This window comes from Streptomyces sp. NPDC006691 (assembly GCF_042869955.1).
Classification (GTDB): Bacteria; Actinomycetota; Actinomycetes; order Streptomycetales; family Streptomycetaceae; genus Streptomyces.
Genome location: NZ_JBIAGW010000002.1, coordinates 542,164 through 560,932 on the forward strand (window position 1 = coordinate 542,164; position 18,769 = coordinate 560,932).

Below are 18,769 nucleotides of genomic sequence, written 5' to 3' on the forward strand. Positions count from 1 at the left end.
TGGGGAGGCGGCTCGGGACGCCGCCTCCCCCGAGGCCGCGCACCTTCGCCGCGTGTGAACTGGTTCACCGACCTACCTTGTACCCGCGGCGGACACTTGGCAAGAGGCACTCTGAAAAATGCAGAGTGCCGTTCTCCTATCTGCGACGACGTGGCACACTGCTCGCAACAGCGCGTGGGGAGGTCTGTCGTGAGTGAACCCCGGTCCGCCCCGACCGTGGGCCAGGTCGTGCTGGGCAGACGCCTCCAGGACCTGCGCGAGCGGGCCGGCCTCCGGCGCGAGGAAGCGGCCAAGGTGCTGCGGGTGGCCCCGGCCACGATCCGGCGCATGGAGATGGCCGAGGTCTCCCTCAAGATTCCCTACGTGGTGCTGCTGCTCCAGGCCTACGGGATCGCCGACAGTGAGGCGGAAGGTTTCGTCGCCCTGGCCGAGGAGGCCAACAAGCCCGGCTGGTGGCAGCGCTTCCACGACATCCTGCCCGACTGGTTCAGCATGTACGTGAGCCTGGAGGGCGCGGCCTCCCTGATCAGGTCGTACGAGCCGCACTTCGTGCCGGGTCTGTTGCAGACCGAGGAGTACGCCCGCCAGGTGATGCGCAGCGGCGCGCTCGGCGCGACCAGCCACGCGGACATAGACCGGCACGTGGCGCTGCGCATGGAGCGCCAGTCGCTGCTGACCCGTGAGGACGCCCCGCGACTGTGGGTGATCATGGACGAGACGGTGCTGCGCCGCCCGGTCGGCTCGGCGCAGGTGATGCGGGAGCAGATCGACCGCCTCCTGGAGGCCTCGACGCTGCCGAACGTCACCGTGCAGCTCGCCGAATTCGCCTCCGGGCACCATCCGGGGACGTACGGGCCCTTCGTGCTCTTCCGCTTCGCCGTGCCCGAACTGCCGGACATGGTCTACAGCGAGTACCTGACCGGCGCCGTCTATCTGGACGCGCGCCCCGAGGTGGCCACCCACCTGGAGGTCATGGACCGCATGGCGGCTCAGGCCGCGACTGCACAACGCACGAAGGAGATCCTCAGGGATCTCCGCAAGGAGCTGTGAATGGATCACATATACGACGGCGGGCCGGCCGGCGGGCACATCTACAACGGCATGCCCGCGGCCCTGCTCGGCGCCGAGGGCTGGCACAAGCCGTGGAGCGGCGGCAACGGCGGCAACTGCTTCGAGGCGATGAAGCTGGCCGACGGCCGGGTCGCGGTGCGCCAGTCGGCCGATCCCGAGGGCCCCGCGCTGATCTACACCCCCGGCGAGATCGCCGCCTTCATCCAGGGCGCCAAGTCCGGCCAGGCCGACTTCCTCCTGACGTGATCAGCGGTGCTCCGGCCCGCCACCAGATCCTCCCCCCTGCTCCGCCCTCCAATGCCCGACCCTCAACTCCCTTGATTCCCCCACCTGTTCACTGAACTTCATCCCCATGGAGCGCACATGACCGGGCAAGACCGCAGCGCCGTCACGATCGACACCAGCAAGCCCCACCCGGCCCGGGTGTACGACTGGTTCCTCGGCGGCAAGGACAACTACCCGGTGGACGAGGCGCTCGCCGAGCAGCTGCTCGCGCTCGACTCGCGCGGCCGGGACATCGCGCGGGTCAACCGGGCCTTCATGCACCGCGCCACCCGCTGGCTGGCCGAGCAGGGCGTGCGCCAGTTCCTGGACATCGGCACCGGCATCCCCACCGAGCCGAACCTCCACCAGGTCGCCCAGCGCACCGCCTCCGACGCCCGCATCGTGTACGCGGACAACGATCCGATCGTGCTGCGCCACGCGGAGGCCCTGCTGCGCTCCACCCCCGACGGCGTCACCGAGTACATCCAGGCCGATGTGCGCGAACCCGAGCGCATCCTCGAACTCGCCCACGGCACCCTCGACTTCGACCGCCCGATCGCGCTCTCGCTGATCGCCCTGACCCACTTCATCGGGGACGACGACGATGTGTACGGGATCGTCGACCGCCTCCTGGACGTCCTCGCGCCCGGCAGCTATCTGGTCCTGTCGCAGATCACCGGCGACTTCGACCCGGAGAGCGCGGCCCGCGCGGTCGAGCTCTACAAGGAGGGCGGCGTCACCCTGCGCCCGCGCACCAAGGCCGAGGTCACCCGGTTCTTCCACGGCCGCGAACTGGCCCAGCCGGGCGTCGGCCTGGCCGCCGAGTGGCACCCGGAGCTCGGTGAGGCCGCGGCCGAGGGCGACCACACCATCCCCGTGTACGCGGGGGTGGCCCGCAAGGCGTGAGGTACCGGGCGCGGCCCCGGCCGGGCCGCGCCGGCCCCGCTCACCCCAGGTCGAAGGCGTTCGGCAGGGCGAGCCGGTAGCGCCACCGGTCGGTGCTCTTGAGGAGGTCCAGCTCCGGCGCACTGTAGAGCGGGGTCACCGTGCAGCGCGCCGCGCTCGAACCCACTGCGTCCAGAAGGGCGTTGGCGGCCAGGCGCCCCGAGGTGTTTGCGCCCTCCATCGTCGCCAGGTCGATGGGGACGGCCACGTAGTCGCCCGCGAGATAGAAGTTGGGGATCCTCGTGGCGGCCGTGGGGCGGTTGTGGAACGTTTCCGTGGGGTGGATCAGCAGCTCGTCCTCGTTGCGCGGATCGGGCGTCCCGATGCCGGAGACCCCCGGGTCCAGGAACCACGAGTGCAGCTTGGAGTCGCTCAGCACCGTCTTGCCCGTGTCGTTGAGCGCGGCCTTCAGCTGCGCCCACACCTCGCGCGCGACCTCCTCCCGGGTGCACTGCTTGGCCGTCTTCCCGTACAGGATCCCGGGCTTGTCCCATTCGGATATGTCCACCGAGAGGCAGTCGGACACCGAGCCGTCACCGTATTCGGCGGCGAAGGGGTGCAGCGGCCAGTGCGCGGCCTGCGCGATGGCGGTCAGCGACCACGGCGAGTCGATGCAGTCGACGTGCCCGTGCACGATGTCCGGCCGCTCGCTCAGGTAGAACTGAATGCCCGTCATCCAGTCGGTGCGCAGCAGGCCGCAGCGCGCGAGCTGGGGGTCGGCGGCACGCATCGCCGCACTCCAGGTGGGCCGCGCGTGCTCGACGGGGAGCGCCGAGACGTAGTGGTCGGCGGTCATGGTCCGCACCGCGCCGCTCTCGTCCTCGACCTGAACACCCGTCACTCGGCCACCCGCGTACGTGACTTCGCGTACGGTCCAGCCCACGTTGAACTCGAATCCCAGGGAGCGGAGTTGGGTGACCCAGGGATCGATCCACGCTTGGTTGGTCCATGGAGCGGGCCTTGCCGCCGAGCGCCCGGCGCTCGAAGACGGTCACCCGGAACCCGCGCTCGGCGAGCTCGTGAGCCGCCGTCAGCCCGGCGACCCCGCCGCCGAGTACGGCCACGCTCGGTGCGCCCGCCGCGCCCGGCGCCGCGCCTGCCGCCCTGCGGGAGGCGGCGGAGGCGATGGGGGCCTCCGCTCCCAGGGGGGCGGCCGCGCCCGCCGCCGCCGTACCCGCCACAAAAGTCCGTCTCGTGCTGCCCGTGCGCGTCACAGTGCTCCCTATTACCGGTGGTAACGGTCACGTCCGGCGCAGGAGCATACGGTCGTCCCGTCCATCCCGGAAGACGGACCGGGTGTGCGACGCGGGGCGATTACGAGACGAATTCCTCGTCCCCGTAACGGACTTGGGCCGTGTTCCAGTCCACGCCCAGGGAGGCGGTGAACTTCCTCGCCAGCGGCAGGTCGGCGAGCGGGGCCACGAGGACGAGCCGCCCGTCGAGGGTGACCGAACCGCCGCCGAGCTCGTCCCGCGCCTCGGGGTCGCCGGCCAGCGCGTCGTGCAGCCGGGTCGCCGAGACGCCCGGCGCCTGGATCTCCACCGCGTCGGTCTCCGGCGCGGTGCGCGGCAGGCAGCGGAAGGTCAGCACCGACTCCTGGTGGTACTGCTTGGCGATGACCGAGGCGATGTGGTGCAGCCCGTCCCGGTCGACCCGGGTGACGTCGAACTCGCGCGAGCGCTCGTAGGTGGTCCGCCGCAACTCGCCCGACCAGAAGACCCCGTTGAGCAGCTCGGAGGCGCCGGGCCGTGCCCCGTTGGCGTGGATGATCCCGCGCACCTCACGGTCGAAGCGGTCGAGCCGGGTCCACAGGCGCGGGTCGGCCGGATCGGTGATGACCGCGGTGTTGTTCGTCGCGAAGATCTCCGCGGTCGGACAGCCGTGCGCCGCCTCGGCGGCCCGTGCGGTGCCGGCGCCCGCCGCCCCCAGGGTGAGGGCCCCGACCGCGATCAGGACGCGCAACCTCTGTTTCATGCCTCGACTCCCCGCTCGGTGGCTCGATTCGCTGCGCCGGGGCGCATCGGGATCACCGTAGGGGCCGTGGCACGGAGTTAACCTCGGTAACTCCACGTATGGCCGACATCGGATGCCGGGCACGGGGCGTCCTCGGGCATCGCGCGGGTCACTGGCCGCGCCAGATGTTGTCGAAGGCCGCGTCCTCGATGCTGCGCCGCTGGCGTACGGCGGCCAGTTCGGTCACCGCGTCGTCGACGGCGGTCACCACGGTCACCACCGTGTCGCCCGCGCGCTCCGCGAGGTCCTCGGGTGCCTCCTCGCGCAGCCGGGCGGCGACCGCCAGACCGGCCAGCACGGGCTCGCCCGAGGTCCAGCGCTCCATCGCCGCGCGCCGGTCCGGTGAATCGGCCACCGCCGCACGCCCGGTGCGCAGCGGAAGCCAGCGGTGGTGCTCGCGGGTCACCCCGCCGTCCGTCTCCAGGGCGGCGAGATAGGCCGCGTACAGGCCACGGCCCCGGCGCCACAGCCAGTCCTCCACCGACTCGTACGGGCTCTGCCGGACGAGGGCCGCCGCCGCGTCGGTCAACTGCCGGTCCCCGAGACCGCTCGGCGGCGAGCCCGGGACGATGCGGTCGCCGTCCAGGGTGAGGGCGAACTGGTCGGCGAGATCGAGGAGTTCGGCTCCGGCGAGGGCGAGCGAGAGGTCGCCCTGCTCGACGGGGTGGCCGGCGGGGCTGACGTCCAAGCTGACGATCAGCAGGTCCCGTGCGGTGGTCATGTGGGATTCCCTGTCACAGCGTCGACGGCACGCACGGGGCGCATGGCATGCGCGCATCCTAAGGAGATCAGGGGGCGCGCGGCAGGGGGCGCTCCGAGAACGGCCGGGGACGGGCCGGGCGACGCCCCCCCCGTCGACGCGCGGGCCGGGGCAGCCCGCACCCGCCGTCGATGCCCCTCTGCCGGCGTCTCCCGTCGACGCGTATGCGCAGGCGGCCCGCGCCCCTGTCGGTAGCCCCGTCGACGCGTGCGCCGAGGCGGCCCGCCCCGGCCCGCGCACGCGAGTGAGCGCCTGTGATCAGATGAGGGCATGTCCCGTCGTACCCGGCGCCCCGCACGCCCCTCCCTCCCCACCGCCTGCCCCTGTGGCCTGCCCGCCCCCTATGCCGAGTGCTGCGGCCGCTACCACTCGGGGGCCGCCGCGGCCCCGACCGCCGAGGCGCTGATGCGCTCGCGGTTCAGCGCCTTCGCGGTCCAGGACGGGCCGTATCTGCTGCGCACCTGGCACCCCGACACGCGGCCCCGGGACCTCGATCTCGACCCCGGCATGCGGTGGACCCGTCTGGAGATCCTGGACACCACGGACGGGAGCGCTTTCCACAGCACCGGCACGGTCACGTTCCGCGCGCACTACACCCACGGCGGCGAGGCCGGATCGCTGCACGAGCGGAGCCGGTTCTCGCGCGTCGAGGGTGCCTGGGTCTACCTCGACGCCGTGTTCACCGACTGACGGACGCGCCCGCTTCGGCGCGCACCGCAGGCAGGCCGTTCGACAGGTCCTCGGCCATCAGACGCTTGGCGATGGTGTCCGCGGCGGCCCGAAGCTCCGCGCTGCGCGGGCGCCCGCGGTCCTTCTCCAACTGCTCGTTGAGCCAGACCGACCAGGAGTGCGTGATCGCCTCGACTTCGCGGCCCCCGGCCGGGGTCTGCGAGAAGTAGCTGCCCTCGCGGCTGAGGAAGCCCTCCTCGACCATCCGCTGGAACACCGGCACGAGCACCTCCGGCGGCACCTGGCGGCGGGACGCGATCAGGCCGAGGCTCGCGTAGCCGACCATGCGCGTGTGCTGCTCGACCTGCATGACGGCCCAGGCGCCGGCCACGTCGAGCCGGGTGTCGGAAGCCGCCACGATCCGCCGTGCGGTGGTCACGTCCGCGCCGCGCACGATCTTGCCGATGGCGAGTTCGAGCACCTTCTGGGAGTCGCCGCTGCTCGGCTGCGCGAAGCCCTCGCCCATGTCCGTGGAGGCGGACCGGGCGCTGTCGCGCAGCTTGACCTGCTTGAGGAACAGCGCGACGACGAAACCCACGGCGGCCACCGGAACCGTCCACAGGAAGACGGTGTGGAGGCTGTCGGAGTACGCCTGCACGATGGGTGCCGCCGTCGCCGGAGGCAGCCGGTGCAGGCCGTCCGGGGACTGCGCGGCCTGCGCGAGCTGCGCCGGGTTCGCGCCCCCGGTCCGCGCGGCCGCGGCCACCCCGTCCCGGAGGTTGGGCTTGAGGGTGTTGGCGTAGATGGTGCCGAAGACCGCGGTGCCGAACGAGCTGCCGAGCGTACGGAAGAAGGTGACGCCGGAGGTGGCGGTGCCCAGGTCCGCGTAGTCGACGGTGTTCTGCACGGCGATGGTGAGCACCTGCATGCACAGGCCGATGCCGAGGCCGAGCACGAACATGTAGAGCGATTCCAGCCAGGCGCTGACGTCCGGCCCCATCAACGACAGCAGATAGAGGCCCACCCCCATGACGAGGGCGCCCACGATGGGGAAGATCCGGTACTGGCCCGTCTTGCTCACCACGTTGCCGCTGAAGACGGACGCGATGAGCAGCCCGATGACCATCGGCAGGGTGCGCACGCCGGAGATCGTCGCCGAGTCGCCGTCGACGTACTGGAGGTAGGTGGGCAGGAACGTCATCGCGCCGAGCATCGCGAAGCCCACGATGAAGCTGAGGACCGAGCACACCGTGAAGACGGGGTTGCGGAACAGCCGCATCGGCAGCATCGGTTCGGCGGCCCGGGTCTCCACCCAGCAGAACAGGGCGAGCGCGATCAGACCGCCCGCGAACAGGCCGATGATCGTCCCCGAGCCCCAGGCGTACTCGTTGCCGCCCCAACTCGTCGCCAGGATCAGGGCGCTGGCCCCGACCGCCACCAGACCGATGCCGAGGTAGTCGATGACGGGCTTGGCGACCGAGCGGACCGAGGGGATGTTACGGGCGGCCGCGATCACCACGAGGATGGCGATGGGCACGTTCACGTAGAAGGCCCAGCGCCAGCTCAGATGGTCGGTGAACAGGCCGCCGAGCAGCGGCCCGATGACCGTCGACACGCCGAACACGGCGCCGATCGCACCCTGGTACTTGCCCCGTTCGCGCAGCGGGATCACGTCGGCGATCAGCGCCATCGCCGTGACCATCAGGCCGCCCGCGCCGATGCCCTGGAGCGCCCGCCAGGCGATGAGCAGCGTCATGTTGGTGGCGAGGCCGCACAGGAACGACCCGGTGATGAAGATGATCGCCGACACCTGGAAGACGACCTTGCGGCCGAACAGGTCGCCGAACTTGCCGACCAGCGCGGTCGCGACGGTCTCCGCGAGCAGATAGGAGGTCACCACCCAGGACATGTGGGCGGCGCCGCCGAGGTCCGAGACGATCGTGGGGAGCGCGGTGCCCACGATCGTCTGGTCGAGGGCCGCCAGCAGCATGCCGAGCATGATCGTGCCGAACACGATGTTCCGCTGCCGGACGTCGAGCACGGGCGGTGCGGACACGGGTGCTGTATCGCTGGCGGTGGTCACACTGGCACCCTCACACCGCCCCAGGTGGCGCGCATGCCGTGTCGGCCGGGCGAGTGATGTACCGGAGGCCTGCTCAGGGCCCCGGCAAGAAGGCTCAGGCGCCGAGCGCGGTGCCCGAGCCGACCGGTTCGGCGCGCGGCGCCGGGGCGGGCGGCGGCGACGTGCGCCGGAGCCGGGGGAGCGCCGGTACGGAGGCCAGGAAGACCAGGGTGGTGAGAACGAACGGCCAGGTGAAGGAGTGCCCGCCGGCCGGTCTGGAGAGCGCGTTCAGGGCGGGCCCGAGCACGGTGGCCGTGGCCGCACCCACCACCGCGAAGCCGAGGCTCCACCGGTCGGCCGCGAGCAGCACCCCGCACAGCGCCATCGCGACGAGCACGGCGTTGTAGCCCATGGTGCCGTCCACGATCCGGGCGGCCGGGGCGCCGAGTGCCCAGGCGGTCACCACCCCGACGGCACTGCCGACGCACGCCATGGCGCCCGCCGTCCGGCTCGCGGCGAAGATGCCGACGAGGAGGATCAGGCCGACGTACCACTGCGGCATCAGGAAGACCTGCGCGAGGTTCGCGAAGAAGGCCCGCCCGATGTCGTCGGCGCCGAGGTCCGCGGAACCCTCGGCCGCCCGGCTCAGTTCGGCCGGCGCCGGCCCGCCGTGCCACACCCGCTCGAAGCCCGGCGCGGCGATCGTCATGGCGCTCGCCGTGAGACAGAACGGCAGCGTGAGGGTGGGCAGCCCCCAGCCGCGAAGCAGCGTCGCGGTCGCGGCCGTTACCACGGTGACCACCACGCAGCCGCCCGCCGCGAGGACCATCGTGGAGGGATGGCCGGGGCCGAGGAACACGGCGAAGGCGACCGCGACGAGACAGGCGTTGAACCCTTCGAGCCCGGCCGACACCCTGCTCCGGTCCACGCCGAGCAGCTGCGCGGTGGCGGTTCCCAGCGCGGTGCCGAACAAGCCGTAGAGGCCGTACCGCCAGCCGGCGGCGAACAGCGCGACCGCGAAGATCGCCCCGGTGACCGCGCTCGGCATGAACTGCACCTGCGCCTGGCCGCGCAGCACATGCACCGTGAACCGGCCGCCTCCTCCAGCGCGCGCTATCCGCACGTGGCCCCCCTTAGACGCGTGCAATCAGCACGACGCAGACGCGTGCAATCAGCACGACGCGTGAAATCGGCCCGTAACGGCCAAGCGCACAGTAAGGGGTTGCACAGGGTGGTTAGCAAGGGTCGGGCAGGGGTGCAAAGGTTGACGTAAGCCGCGCATGGGGTCGTACCGGCGCAGGTTTTGTATACGGCGGCCGACGTCAGTCCGCGATCTTCGTCGGTAAGTCCGGGAGCTTCTTGTCGTAGAGCCAGGCCTGGAGGAGCGGACGCAGTGACTCTCCCGAGGCGGCCTCGGCATGCGCGATGAAGGCGATGGTGTCGCCGATCCGGCCCCGCCGCGCCGCGTGCCAGCCGCGCAGCACCGCGAAGAACCGCTCGTCGCCCAGGGTCAGCCGCAGCGCGTGCAGGGTGCACGCGCCCCGGGTGTAGAGCCGGTCGTCGAAGATGCGGCGCGGTCCGGGTTCGGCGAGCCGCAGGTTCTGGCTGCGCCGGGCGAGGCTCCGCCACTCGCGGCGGGCGATCTCGTCGGCACCGTCCTCACCGATGTGTTCCGACCACAGCCATTCGGCATACGTGGCGAAGCCCTCGTTGAGCCAGATGTGCCGCCACTCGCGGATGCCCACACTGTTGCCGAACCACTGGTGCGCCAGCTCGTGGGCCACCAGCGTCTCCCAGCCCCGGCGCCCGTCGATGTGGTTTCGCCCGAACACCGAGCGCGTCTGGTTCTCGACGGGCGCGCCGAGGTCGGCGTCCACCACCACCGCCCCGTACGCCTCGAAGGGGTAGGGCCCGAACAGCTCCGAGAAGTGCCGCAGCATGTCGGGCTGGCGGCCCAGGTCGTGCCGGGCCGCCTCGGCGATGCGGGAGGGGTAGGCGTTGTGCACCGGGATCGCCTTGCCGCCCGGCGGCCCCGGCGCGAGCACGCTGTCGTGCTGGAAGCGGCCGGTGTAGAGCGCGGCGAGGTACGTGGCCATGGGGCCGGGGTGGTGGTACGTCCACACGTCGGTGGCGCCTTCGCTGCGGCACTCGGTGAGCGTCCCGTTGGCGAGCGCCTGCCGGTCCCGCGGCACCGTGACCCGGAACGTGTACGCCGCCTTGTCGTCGGGCCGGTCGTTGCACGGGAACCAGGACGGCGCCCCCAGCGGCTGCGAGGCGACCAGGGTGCCGTCGTGGCTGTCGCCCGTACGGTCCCAGCCGATGCTTCCGAACGGCGAGCGGACCGGCCCCGGGCGCCCCCCGTACCGCACCTTGGTGGTGAACACGGCTCCCGGCACCAGGGGTTGACGGGGCGTCACATATAGCTTGCCCTGGCGCTGGCGGACCCGGGCGGCCTGGCCGTCGACGTGTGCCGTGTGCGCGCTGAGCCTGGACAGGTCCAGCTCGACCCGGTCGAGGGGGCGCAGCGCGACGGCCTGGATGAGCGCCGTTCCGGCGAGCCGGCCGCTGGCCGAGTCGTAGGCGATCCGCAGGTCGTAGGCGAGGGTGTCGTGTCCGTACGAGCCGTGCTGCGGGAAGTAGCGGTCCCCGCGGCCGTTGGCCTCCTCGTCCGCCACGGTCATCGTGCCGAGGGCGGACAGCGCGGCCACCCGCACGAGGGAGCGCCGGGTGCAGCGCGTCATGCCGCGCTGCCTTCCCGCGAGGATCCCTGACGAATCGTCAACAGGGGTTGTTCCGCGACTGGTTGCGCGTGCGCGAGGGGTGACTTCTCGCCCGCGATGGGGTTGCCCGCCCAGCGGGTGTCCGGCGGCACGCTCTCCCCGCGCATCACGAGGGACGCGGCTCCCACCGATGCCCGGGCTCCGACATCGGTGCCGGGCAGCGCGATGCTGTGCGGGCCCAAGGACGCGCCCTCCGCGAGCCGTACCGTGTCCAGGCGCATGATCCGGTCGTGGAAGAGGTGGGTCTGCAGTACGCACCCGCGGTTCACGCTCGCGCCGTCCCCGAGCGTGATCAGATCGGTCTCCGGCAGCCAGTACGTCTCCAGCCACACCCCGCGTCCGATGTGCGCGCCGAGGCTGCGCAGCCACCAGTTGAGGACGGGCGTGCCGGTGAAGGAGCTCGCCATCCACGGCACGGCGAGGGACTCCACGAACGTGTCGTACAGCTCGTTGCGCCACACGAAGGACGACCACAGCGGGTGCTCGGCCGCCTCGAACCGGCCGACCAGGACCCATTTCGCGGCGGTCGCGGTCAGTCCCGCGACCGCCGCCGCCACGATGAGCAGCACGACCCCGGCCAGCGCCGCGAGCGGGAGCCCGCCCTGGTTGAGAGCGCTCTGTTCGCCGATCAGCACGGCCTCGGCGAGCAGCACCGAGCACATCAGCGGCACTACCCGGCACAGCTCGACCGCGCTCCGGGCGAGTACGAGGCGGCGCGGCGGGTCGAAGGTGCGGCCCGGGTCGGCCGCGGTCGCCACCCGAGGCAGTGGCAGGGCCGGCCGGCCGAGCCATGAACTGCCGGGCTCGCTGTGCGCGGGCGCGTCGCACAGCACCCCGACCAGGGCGCCGTCGGGCACGCGGCGGCCGGGTCCGACGATGCCCGAGTTGCCGACGAAGGCCTTGCGGCCGACGCTCGCCGTCCCCAACCGCAGCCAGCCGCCGCGAACTTCGAACGGAGCCACCAGTGTGTCGTCGGCGAGGAACGCCCCGTCCTCGACCGTCAGGAGCGAGGGCAGTGGCAGCACCGTGGAGATCTCGGCACGCCGCCCCACCTTGGCGCCGAGCAACCGCAGCCACACAGGGGTCGCCAGGCTCGCGTACACCGGGAAGAAGCTGCCGCGTGCGCCGGCGAGCAGCCGGGTCACCAGCCAGGCGCGCCAGGCCACGCCGCCGCACACCGGATGGAAGCCGGGCCTGATGCCGCGGCCGAGGATCCGGACCAGGGCGGCGAGCGTCAGGAGCGAGAACAGGGTGGTGACCACGGTGACGGCCGGCGCGGCGAGCAGCAGCCGGACGGCGACCGCCGAGAGCGTGTCGCAGGACCGCACCAGGTAGTAGACGCCGATGAGCGCGGGTGCGGTGGACAGCAGGGTCAGCAGCGGCAGACCGATCAGGGAGAGCGCGTACGCGGCGGCCCAGCGGCGTGAGCGCTCCGGGCGCGGCGCGGGCCAGCCGGTGCCGGCGACGCGCTCGTCCGCGTCGGCCGGGCGGGCCGGCGAGCCCAGCCAGCGCCTGCCCGCCGGGATCTCCCCGTCCAGGCAGGCGCCCGGGTCCAGTTCGGCGCCCGCGCCGAGGACCGCGCCGGGCATCAGGGTGCTGCGGTGGCCGACGCGGGCCCCCTCGCCGACGCCGACCGCGCCGATGTGCAGGGTCGCCCCGTCCAGCCACCAGCCGCTGATGTCGGCCTCCGGCTCCACGGCGGCGCCCCGGCCGATCGTGGCGAGCCCGGTCACCGGCGGCATGGCGTGCAGGGTGACGCCCCGCCCGACCCGGCACCCCAGTGAGAGCGCGTACAACCGGGCCCAGGGCGTGCCGAGCAGCGACGGCACGCCGAACGCGGCCACCACGCGTTCGGCCGTCCACAGCCGCAGATGGACCCGGCCGCCGCGCGGATAGGCGCCCGGCCGCACACCCCGGGTCAGCAGTCGCGCGGCTCCGGCGCCGATCGCGAACCGGGCCGGTGCGCTCATCAGGACCACCGTGCCGACCAGCACGAACCACCAGGAGGTGTGCGGAGCCCAGGCCTGCGGCGCGAGCCACCCCAGAATGTTGTCGAGCGTCGCGAGACCGATCAGGCCGCGCAGCCCCGCCACCCCGAACAGGGCGGTGGTGACGAGGAGTTGGACCGCACCGGCACCGCGGGGCACCGGCTGTACGGTGCGTGCCTCGGCGGCCGGCCCCGCCAGGGATTCGAGGTGCTGGGCCATGTCCCGCAGGACCGGGCGCCGGTAGAGGTCGGCGACGGACACGCCGGGGTAGTGGGCGCGCAACTCGGAGGCGAGCCGGGCCGCGCTCAGGCTGGAGCCGCCGAGCGCGAAGAAGTCGCTGTCCGGTTCGGGGTGCACGCCGAGCATCCGCTCCCAGGCCCCGGCAAGGCGTGCGGAGGTGGAGCCGTCGTCGGCCGGGTCGTCGTCGGCGGCCGGGCCCCGCTGGGAGGGCAGCGGCCAGGGCAGGGCGTCCCGGTCGACCTTGCCCGAGGTGCGCGTGGGCAGCTCGGTGACCTCGACGATCATCGGCACCAGGGCCGCCGGCAGGCGTTCCGCGAGGAAGCCGCGGGCCTGCCCGGCCTCGAAGCTCCCCTGCTCGGGCACCACATAGCCGACCAGGATCTGGCCGCCGGCCGGGGTGCCGCGTACCGCGCCGGCCGCCGCGCGTACACCGGGGAGCGCTCTCAACATGGCGTCGATCTCGCCGAGTTCGATGCGCCGACCGCCCACCTTGACCTGGTCGTCGGCGCGCCCGAGGTGGACGAGGCCGGCCGCGTCCGCGCGGACGAGGTCGCCGGTGCGGTAGGCGCGGGGGGTGTCGAGCAGGGCGAGCGGCGCGAACCGCTCGGCGTCCTTGGCGGCGTCGAGATACCGCGCGGTGCCGGCTCCCGCGATGACGAGCTCGCCCTCACCGCCGTACGGCACGGGCTCGCCGGAAGCGTCCAGGACCGCCAACTCCCAGCCCGCGAGCGGAAGTCCGATGCGTACGGGTTCACCGGGCAGCATGCGTGCGGCGGTCGCCACGACCGTCGTCTCGGTGGGGCCGTAGGTGTTCCACATCTCGCGGCCCTTGACCGCGAACCGGTCGGCGAGCGCTCCGGGGCAGGCCTCGCCGCCGACGATGAGCAGCCGGACCTCTTCGAGGGCCTCGTCCGGCCAGAGCGCCGCGAGCGTGGGCACCGTGGAGACCACCGTGATGCCGCGCTCGACCAGCCAGGGGCCCAGCTCATGGCCCGCCCGCACCAGGGAGCGGGGTGCCGGAACCAGGCAGCCGCCGTGCCGCCAGGCCAGCCACATCTCCTCGCACGAGGCGTCGAAGGCGACGGAGAGCCCGGCGAGCACCCGGTCACCCGGGCCCAACGGCTGCTCGGCGAGGAAGAGTTGGGCCTCCGCGTCCACGAAGGCGGCCGCCGACCGGTGGGTCACGGCGACGCCCTTGGGCAGTCCGGTCGAGCCGGACGTGAAGATGATCCAGGCGTCGTCCTCGGGCAGCGCGGGTCGCCAGCGGGCCCTCAGGGGCGCCGCGGGCCCCGGCAGTATCCGCTCGTCCGCCTCGATCACGGCGCACACCCCCGCCTCGCGGAAGACCGTCGCCGCGCGCTCTTCGGGGTCGTCCGCGTCCACCGGCACATAGGCGGCGCCGCTCAGCAGTACCGACAGGATGGCGAGGTACAGGTCACAGGTGCCGGACGGGATCCGGACGCCGACCCGGTCGCCCGGACCGATGCCGTGGCGGGTGAGCCGTACGGCGCGTTCGGTGATCCGGTCGCACAGGTCCTGATAGGTGAGCCGCTCGCCGCCCGCGTCGAGTGCGGGTGCGCCCGGATGGGCGGCCGCCGTCGCGTCCAGTACGTCGAGCAGGGTGCGGGGGTGCGGAGCGGCGGCGCCGCGGAAGACGGCCGGCAGATGCGAAGACATACGGCATGCCTCTGGCGTAGTGCGGGTGGTACGGACATCCTTCGGACATCCGCCCACTCAGACGGGCATATCCAGCGGCGGGTTCGCTCCGGCCTTGGGACTTGACGATATTTATCCGTTGTTTTCGAAGTGATTCGGATGATTATGGCGCCGATCGGGGCAAGTTCAGGGCCGTTCCCGGTGCCCGAGGTCCCTTGCGCGTAGCACTAGTTCGGTGGCGAACCGGTGTTCGGGATCGGTGAGCCGGTCGCCGAAGATGGACTCCAGGGTCCGCATCCGGTAGCGCACGGTCTGCGGGTGCACATCGAGGATCTCGCCCATGTGGGCGGCGGTGCCCCGGGTCGCCAGCCAGGTCCGCAGGGTTTCGATGAGCCGGTCGCGCCGGCCGGGCGTCAGCGCGTCGAGCGGGGCGAGCTCACGGCGGCCGAGGTGTTCGAGGAGGGCCGGGTCGGAGCGCAGCCAGAGGGTGACCAGATGGTCCTCGCAGTACAGCGTCCCCGAGTCGTTGTCGATGACCCCGGCCGCGGCGAGTTCGAGGACCTGGCGGGCCCAGCGCAGGGAATCGGACGCATCGCCGATGGGGACTTCGAGCCCGACCGCGGCCCAGGAGCCGTGCAGGGCCGCGTCCAGCATCCGTCTTCGTACCTCGTCGACGGGGCCCGGTATCAGGAGGTGCGGCAGCGGCTCGCCGGGGTCGACCAGGACATCGTTGTCCAGGGCCGCACGGGTCAGCCCCGCACCGGAGCGCAGCGCGACCAGGGTGACCCGCTCGGGCAGCGGCCAGTGGGCCCGGTCCGCGAGCTCCGCGACCGCCGCGCGCGGCACCGGCGATCCGGCCAGGATCAGATGCAGTAACCGTCTTCGCAGCGCGTCCGAGCGCTCTCCGGAGAACGAGGTGACTTCCAGATAGCCCTCGCGTGAGAGCGCTTCCAGCTCCTCGACATAGGTGAACAGGGCGTCGGCGAAGCTGAGCATCAGCGCGGGGGAGAGGTTGTAGCGGCGGCCGATCTTCTTGGCCCGGCGCAGCGCCACCCGGGCACCGAGCCGGTAGGCACCTTGCAGGGTGTCCAGGCTCCGGCCCTCGTACGCCTCGAACCGGCCGAAGCGCCGGCACATCTCGTCGCGGAGCGCGGAGGGGGCGCTGGGGGACGCCACCTGGTCGACGAAGACGGTGAGGTTCTGCTCCACGCCGACGCGGATCGCCTCGCCGTAGGGGCCTTCGAGCAGCCGGGCGTATTCGGGATAGGCGCGGGTGATCTCCGCCCCTATCTCCTTGAGCAGACCCGGGAGTTCGGGCCGCATGATCGCGGCGAACTCCTGTGGGAGCGGTCCCAACGGCTCCTGGGTGTCCGGTGATTGCGCGGCTGTGGGCATCTCACTCCCCTTGCACTACGGCGCCCGGTGGGGAGAGCCGATGGAGAAAGCGCTCCCACCGGCCGACAGGTGCGTACCTTTCGCGGACTGCTGAACCTAGAACAACTCTCAGGTACTGGACAACACTTGAGGCGGCGTTCGATTCAGGGGGCATCGGTTGTCGGCCGAATCCGGTACGGCCCGCCCCGGGCGAGGACGGGCCGTCGGACGGCGGGGCGTGCTGGCTACTGCACCGCCGAGTGCCAGTACTGGGAGAGCAGTTTGCCGTTGTCCGGGACCACCGTGCCGGGGGCGTGCAGACCGGCCAGATAGGTCGAGGCACTGTTGAGCACGACGCTGTTCCTGCCTGCCGCCGAGGGCAGCCCGGTCTTCAGGTTCACCGCCCAGTCGAGCAGCCCGGCGAGGCCGCAACCGCTTGCACCGGGCACCGCGAAAGTGGTGTCCGTCTGGCTCGCGTTGACGAGGCTGAGCCGGTTCATGTCACCCGCGGGGTCGGGCGTTCCGTTGCCGTCGAAGCGCTGGATGCCGAGTGTGGGCGCCGTGACGTTCTGCGGGCGCAGCACGATCGGGTGGGAGGTGGAGCCGATGTAGCAGGAGCTGCCGAGGAACGGGTTCTGGAGGTGGATGCGGATCGGGATCGCGATGATCGGCTGCCCCGAGGTGGCGCCCGCGGTGAGGTTGAAGTCGGTGGGCGTCCCGGCCGATTCGACGGTCGCGGTGACGCGGTTGAGGGTGCCGTTGGTGATCTGCCGGCAGATGTTGCCGATCACCGGTATGTCGCTCGGGCACATCAGACCGAGCAGCCCGCCGGGGATGTCGGCGGAGTCGGCGATCAGCGCGCCGCCGGCCGGTGCGACCAGGCTGTTCGTGCCGCCGGTGTGCTGCACCACGCCGACCTGGAGGTCGCTGGCGCCGGTGACGACGTTGGTGTTGCCGAGCTTGATGGTTCCGCTCGCCGAGTGGGAGGCGATGCACTGCACGATGTCGGTGCGTCCGTCGGCCGCGAGCATGGCCGGGTCGTCCACCGGGCAGCGGCTGAACGGGGCCCAGTCTCCCGCCAGTTGGGTGGTGGACGAGGCGTCGGCGGAGGCCGGGCCGATCGTCGCGAGTGCGGTCAGGGCCGTGCAGGTGGCAAGCAGTCCGGCGCGCAGGCGGGTGGATGCGGGTCTCATCGGGTCGTCCCCTCTCGGACGTCTTGACTCATGACGTCCGGTACGTAGGTGGGCGGTGCGGTAACGGCCGTGCACGGTGCGCGAGTTGGCTGGATCTGAACGCGGTTCGGCACCCCGGGGAGCGGGGAGCGGGTAGCGCGGGGCAGGCGATGCTCAGCGCAGCGGTGTCGGGATGGTCGTCGGCTGCTTGTCGGCGGTGCACAGCTGCGTCGGGTCGTCCTCGATGCCGGAGGCGCACGGCGCCCCCTGGTTCTGCTTGACCGTGTTGGCGGGCCCGGACACGGACGCCGTGAACAGCGGGCTGAGGTCCTCGCCGACTCCGCAGCCGGTGAACGGCGGAATGGTCACCGAGCCGTCGAGCTGCCCGCCCTGGGAGAGCGAGTAGCCGCGCCAGACGGTGTCCGCGCCCTTCTTGACCGTCCCCAGCAGGACCATGTGGTCCTTGGTGTTCCGAGCCGGGTCGGGGTCGGTGGAGTAGACCGGGCCGCTGGTACGGCAGTTGGGGCCCACGTCGAGCGGGGTCCCGTTCACCTTGACGTCGGAGATGTGCAGCACGAGGGAGGCCCTGATGTACGTCTCGCCGTGCCCCGCGTTGTTGTTGAGGTCCGACTCGATGGACAGGGGGCCGGTCGCGACGAGGGTCATCGTGGCGGTGGTCGGCATGAAGCCGAAGGTGAGGAACGTGGCCGGGCCGGGCGGGGTCTGGGCGCGGCCCTGGTAGTCGAGCCGGCCCACCGAGTTCTGGAGCAGGTGCACTTCGAAGACGCCCGGCCGGACTTCGACGCGCTTGATCTGGCTGCGCCCCTGGACGACCTTGGCGCAGAAGACGGGGATCAGCGAGGCGCCGCCCAGCTTGGTGACGTTGGAGTATCCAGTGGTGTAGGCCGCGAGGGCCAGCTGGTCGGTGGTGTCGCCCTGGCACTTGGGCGCGGCAGCGGGCGGGGCGGCGGCCTGTCCCTTGGGCGGGGCGATCCTGGGAGCGCTCTCAGGAGTGCTGCGCGACGCACCACCGGACGCGGGGCCGGTGGCGGAGGTGCTGGGGGTCGGGGACGGGGTCGGCGAGGACGATGCCGCGCCGATCGGCACGGTGGCGAGCAGTGTCTTCGCGCCGGGCGCGGGTGTGCAGGGCACGGAGAGGGTGGCCGGGTCGGTGGCGCCGCCCTCGGTGGTGACCGGGCGGAATTCCAGGGTGAGCCCGGCCGCCGTGAGGGTGAGGTCGCCGGGGCTGTTGGCGGTGATGGTGGGCACGTCGCCGGTCGACCGGAACACGGCGCCGCCCGGCGAGGTGAGCGGTACGGAGGGTGCGGTGCCCAGCCAGAGGGCCCGGGCCGCGGCGCCGTTCTGGGCCACCTCGGTGGTGAGCCGGGTGGTGGCGCCGGTCGTGGCGGCACGGAGCTTGGTGAGTTCGGCGACGGCGGCGTCGGGCAGTGTCACCGACGTCGTCACCTCGGCGGGCAGGATCGCGGCGCCCGTCGCGGCCCGGGCCGGGAACCTGGCCGCCACCTGTACCTTCACCGGATGCGGCCCGGCCGGGAACGCACAGGTGTAGCCGAGTTCGGCGCTGGTGCGCTGGTCGCCGAGGGCCACGTCGGCGCCGGGCACGATCGCCGCCAGGACCACGGTGGCCGCCGCCACCGCACCCCGGCTGCGCACGCTCCGCCACCGGCCGGCCGGTACCGGGGTTCTGGTCACGTCGCGTTCAGCTCCACTGGCTCAACTCCTGGGGAGGGCCGGCGGCAGGTGCGCCGCCGTTG

The 18,769-nt window shown here is 72.3% G+C and carries 13 protein-coding genes and 2 pseudogenes; 4 read left to right on the plus strand and 11 right to left on the minus strand.

Features of this window, described 5'->3' with window-relative positions:
- Positions 1 to 189: 189 nt before the first annotated feature.
- The 3 genes from ACFYNP_RS05870 (at position 190) to ACFYNP_RS05880 (ending at position 2,241) form a co-directional block, all read left to right on the plus strand.
- Positions 190 to 1,050, plus strand: coding sequence for a helix-turn-helix transcriptional regulator (locus ACFYNP_RS05870; RefSeq protein WP_100575317.1), 861 nt, complete (start codon positions 190 to 192; stop codon positions 1,048 to 1,050).
- Positions 1,051 to 1,317 carry a DUF397 domain-containing protein gene (locus tag ACFYNP_RS05875; RefSeq protein WP_161244153.1) on the plus strand — a complete coding sequence of 89 codons (267 nt, stop codon included), beginning with the start codon at positions 1,051 to 1,053 and terminating at the stop codon, positions 1,315 to 1,317.
- 117 nt (positions 1,318 to 1,434) lie between these two features.
- Positions 1,435 to 2,241 (plus strand): SAM-dependent methyltransferase, encoded by an 807-nt coding sequence (locus ACFYNP_RS05880; RefSeq protein ID WP_388404331.1) that lies wholly within the window; start codon positions 1,435 to 1,437, stop codon positions 2,239 to 2,241.
- Between the two features lie 40 nt (positions 2,242 to 2,281).
- Here the strand turns inward: ACFYNP_RS05880 and ACFYNP_RS05885 are convergent.
- The 4 genes and pseudogenes from ACFYNP_RS05885 to ACFYNP_RS05900 all read right to left on the minus strand — a co-directional run.
- Positions 2,282 to 3,226: pseudogene (locus ACFYNP_RS05885) on the minus strand (FAD-dependent oxidoreductase); the annotation flags it as partial.
- 43 nt (positions 3,227 to 3,269) lie between these two features.
- A pseudogene (locus ACFYNP_RS05890) lies at positions 3,270 to 3,494 on the minus strand (NAD(P)-binding protein); the annotation flags it as partial.
- Between the two features lie 100 nt (positions 3,495 to 3,594).
- On the minus strand, positions 3,595 to 4,254 hold the full coding sequence (locus ACFYNP_RS05895) for a hypothetical protein (protein WP_388782986.1): 660 nt from the start codon (positions 4,252 to 4,254) through the stop codon (positions 3,595 to 3,597).
- Between the two features lie 148 nt (positions 4,255 to 4,402).
- Positions 4,403 to 5,014: a GPP34 family phosphoprotein gene (locus tag ACFYNP_RS05900; protein WP_388782988.1), complete on the minus strand. Its 612-nt coding sequence runs from the start codon at positions 5,012 to 5,014 to the stop codon at positions 4,403 to 4,405.
- 309 nt (positions 5,015 to 5,323) lie between these two features.
- On the opposite strand from ACFYNP_RS05900, the gene ACFYNP_RS05905 reads away from it, so the two are divergent.
- Positions 5,324 to 5,743, plus strand: coding sequence for a YchJ family protein (locus ACFYNP_RS05905; protein ID WP_388404344.1), 420 nt, complete (start codon positions 5,324 to 5,326; stop codon positions 5,741 to 5,743).
- Here the strand turns inward: ACFYNP_RS05905 and ACFYNP_RS05910 are convergent.
- The 7 genes from ACFYNP_RS05910 to ACFYNP_RS05940 all read right to left on the minus strand — a co-directional run bounded on the left by ACFYNP_RS05910 (position 5,733) and on the right by ACFYNP_RS05940 (position 18,707).
- Entirely contained in the window at positions 5,733 to 7,805 is a 2,073-nt protein-coding gene (locus ACFYNP_RS05910) for an MDR family MFS transporter (RefSeq protein WP_388782991.1), read from the minus strand. The genes ACFYNP_RS05905 and ACFYNP_RS05910 overlap by 11 nt on opposite strands.
- A 94-nt stretch (positions 7,806 to 7,899) precedes the next feature.
- The gene (locus ACFYNP_RS05915; protein WP_388782993.1) at positions 7,900 to 8,907 is read right to left on the minus strand and encodes an urea transporter; all 1,008 of its coding nucleotides are present in this window, start codon (positions 8,905 to 8,907) and stop codon (positions 7,900 to 7,902) included.
- 199 nt (positions 8,908 to 9,106) lie between these two features.
- Positions 9,107 to 10,525 (minus strand): M1 family metallopeptidase, encoded by a 1,419-nt coding sequence (locus tag ACFYNP_RS05920; RefSeq protein WP_388782994.1) that lies wholly within the window; start codon positions 10,523 to 10,525, stop codon positions 9,107 to 9,109.
- On the minus strand, positions 10,522 to 14,469 hold the full coding sequence (locus ACFYNP_RS05925; RefSeq protein WP_388782997.1) for a Pls/PosA family non-ribosomal peptide synthetase: 3,948 nt from the start codon (positions 14,467 to 14,469) through the stop codon (positions 10,522 to 10,524). The genes ACFYNP_RS05920 and ACFYNP_RS05925 overlap by 4 nt, the downstream gene beginning before the upstream one ends.
- Positions 14,470 to 14,634: 165 nt before the next feature.
- Positions 14,635 to 15,843, minus strand: a complete 1,209-nt coding sequence (locus tag ACFYNP_RS05930) for a helix-turn-helix domain-containing protein (protein ID WP_388783000.1) — start codon at positions 15,841 to 15,843, stop codon at positions 14,635 to 14,637.
- 224 nt (positions 15,844 to 16,067) lie between these two features.
- Positions 16,068 to 17,015 (minus strand): hypothetical protein, encoded by a 948-nt coding sequence (locus ACFYNP_RS05935; RefSeq protein ID WP_388783002.1) that lies wholly within the window; start codon positions 17,013 to 17,015, stop codon positions 16,068 to 16,070.
- Positions 17,016 to 17,168: 153 nt separating this feature from the next.
- Positions 17,169 to 18,707 (minus strand): DUF6801 domain-containing protein, encoded by a 1,539-nt coding sequence (locus ACFYNP_RS05940; protein ID WP_388783004.1) that lies wholly within the window; start codon positions 18,705 to 18,707, stop codon positions 17,169 to 17,171.
- Positions 18,708 to 18,769: the final 62 nt, after the last annotated feature.

Bases quoted from the DNA above. Each gene is read 5' to 3' on its own strand.
- ACFYNP_RS05880 (WP_388404331.1), top strand. From the start codon at position 1,435: ATGACCGGGCAAGACCGCAGCGCCGTCACGATCGACACCAGCAAGCCC.
- ACFYNP_RS05905 (WP_388404344.1), top strand. From the start codon at position 5,324: ATGTCCCGTCGTACCCGGCGCCCCGCACGCCCCTCCCTCCCCACCGCC.
- ACFYNP_RS05935 (WP_388783002.1), bottom strand. From the start codon at position 17,015: ATGAGACCCGCATCCACCCGCCTGCGCGCCGGACTGCTTGCCACCTGC.
- ACFYNP_RS05900 (WP_388782988.1), bottom strand. From the start codon at position 5,014: ATGACCACCGCACGGGACCTGCTGATCGTCAGCTTGGACGTCAGCCCC.
- ACFYNP_RS05920 (WP_388782994.1), bottom strand. From the start codon at position 10,525: ATGACGCGCTGCACCCGGCGCTCCCTCGTGCGGGTGGCCGCGCTGTCC.
- ACFYNP_RS05895 (WP_388782986.1), bottom strand. From the start codon at position 4,254: ATGAAACAGAGGTTGCGCGTCCTGATCGCGGTCGGGGCCCTCACCCTG.
- ACFYNP_RS05875 (WP_161244153.1), top strand. From the start codon at position 1,051: ATGGATCACATATACGACGGCGGGCCGGCCGGCGGGCACATCTACAAC.
- ACFYNP_RS05930 (WP_388783000.1), bottom strand. From the start codon at position 15,843: ATGCCCACAGCCGCGCAATCACCGGACACCCAGGAGCCGTTGGGACCG.
- ACFYNP_RS05925 (WP_388782997.1), bottom strand. From the start codon at position 14,469: ATGTCTTCGCATCTGCCGGCCGTCTTCCGCGGCGCCGCCGCTCCGCAC.